General features: G+C 68.0%; 1 protein-coding gene. It reads right to left on the reverse strand.

Features of this window, described 5'->3' with window-relative positions:
- Positions 1–2,141 (reverse strand): ATP-dependent Clp protease ATP-binding subunit (locus tag AB0H83_RS51770; RefSeq protein WP_360111437.1); only part of this gene is annotated, 2,141 nt, incomplete at its 3' end.

The following is a 2,141-nucleotide window of genomic DNA, read 5'->3' on the forward strand; positions in this document are numbered from 1 at the left end:
TCGTCGATGCGGTTGAGGAACTCCGGGCGGAAGTGCTGCTTCAGCTCGTCGTTGACCTTCTGCTTCATCCGCTCGTAGTTGGACTCGTTGTCCTCCGAGGCCTGGAAGCCCAGGGACACGGCCTTGGCCACGTCGCGGGTGCCCAGGTTGGTGGTCAGGATGATCACCGTGTTCTTGAAGTCCACGATGCGGCCCTGACCGTCGGTGAGACGGCCGTCCTCCAGGATCTGCAGGAGCGTGTTGAACACGTCCGGGTGGGCCTTCTCGATCTCGTCGAAGAGCACCACCGAGAACGGGCGCCGGCGGACCTTCTCGGTCAGCTGGCCACCCTCGTCGTAGCCCACGTATCCGGGGGGCGCGCCGACGAGCCGGGAGACCGTGTAGCGGTCGTGGAACTCCGACATGTCGAGCTGGATCAGCGCGTCCTCGGAGCCGAAGAGGAACTCGGCGAGCGCCTTGGACAGCTCCGTCTTCCCGACGCCGGACGGGCCGGCGAAGATGAACGAGCCGGAGGGGCGCTTCGGGTCCTTCAGGCCGGCCCGGGTGCGCCGGATGGCCTTCGAGACCGCCCTGACCGCGTCGTCCTGGCCGACGAGGCGCTTGTGCAGCTCGTCCTCCATGCGCAGCAGCCGCGCGGTCTCCTCCTCGGTCAGCTTGTAGACCGGGATGCCGGTCCAGTTCGCCAGGACCTCGGCGATCTGCTCGTCGTCGACCTCGGACACGACGTCCAGGTCGCCGGCCTTCCACTCCTTCTCCCGCTGCGCCTTCTGACCGAGCAGCTGCTTCTCCTTGTCGCGCAGCTGCGCGGCCCGCTCGAAGTCCTGCGCGTCGATCGCGGACTCCTTGTCGCGGCGCACCTGGGCGATGCGCTCGTCGAAGTCGCGCAGGTCTGGCGGCGCGGTCATCCGGCGGATGCGCATCCGCGCGCCGGCCTCGTCGATCAGGTCGATCGCCTTGTCCGGCAGGAAGCGGTCGGAGATGTAGCGGTCGGCGAGGGTCGCCGCGGCGACCAGGGCAGCGTCGGTGATCGTCACCCGGTGATGCGCCTCGTACCGGTCCCGCAGACCCTTCAAGATCTCAATCGTATGAGCGAGGGACGGCTCACCCACCTGGATCGGCTGGAAGCGCCGCTCCAGCGCCGCGTCCTTCTCGAGGTGCTTGCGGTATTCGTCGAGGGTGGTCGCACCGATGGTCTGCAGCTCGCCACGGGCCAGCATCGGCTTGAGGATCGACGCGGCGTCGATCGCGCCCTCGGCGGCACCGGCACCGACGAGCGTGTGGATCTCGTCGATGAACAGGATGATGTCGCCGCGGGTGCGGATCTCCTTGAGGACCTTCTTCAGGCGCTCCTCGAAGTCACCGCGGTAGCGGGAGCCGGCCACGAGCGCACCGAGGTCGAGCGTGTAGAGCTGCTTGTCCTTGAGCGTCTCGGGCACCTCGCCCTTGATGATCCGCTGGGACAGGCCCTCGACCACGGCGGTCTTGCCGACGCCGGGCTCGCCGATGAGCACCGGGTTGTTCTTGGTACGGCGGGACAGCACCTGCATGACCCGCTCGATTTCCTTCTCGCGCCCGATGACCGGGTCGAGCTTGCCCTCGCGGGCGGCCTGGGTGAGGTTCCGACCGAACTGGTCGAGCACCAGGCTGGTCGACGGAGCGGCCTCGCCGGGGGCACCGGTGCCGGCGGCGGCCGGCTCCTTGCCCTGGTAGCCGGAGAGCAGCTGGATGACCTGCTGACGGACCCGGTTGAGGTCGGCGCCGAGCTTCACGAGGACCTGAGCGGCGACGCCCTCACCCTCGCGGATCAGACCCAGCAGGATGTGCTCCGTGCCGATGTAGTTGTGCCCGAGCTGCAGCGCCTCGCGCAGGGACAGCTCCAGCACCTTCTTGGCGCGTGGCGTGAACGGAATGTGCCCGCTCGGCGCCTGCTGCCCCTGGCCGATGATCTCCTCGACCTGCTGGCGGACACCCTCCAGCGAGATGCCGAGGCTCTCAAGCGCCTTGGCCGCCACGCCCTCACCCTCATGGATGAGGCCGAGCAGGATGTGCTCGGTGCCGATGTAGTTGTGGTTGAGCATCCGGGCTTCTTCCTGCGCCAGGACGACAACCCGTCGTGCTCGGTCGGTGAACCGCTCGAACAT

The organism is Dactylosporangium sp. NPDC050688, assembly GCF_040654515.1.
Taxonomy (GTDB): domain Bacteria; phylum Actinomycetota; class Actinomycetes; order Mycobacteriales; family Micromonosporaceae; genus Dactylosporangium.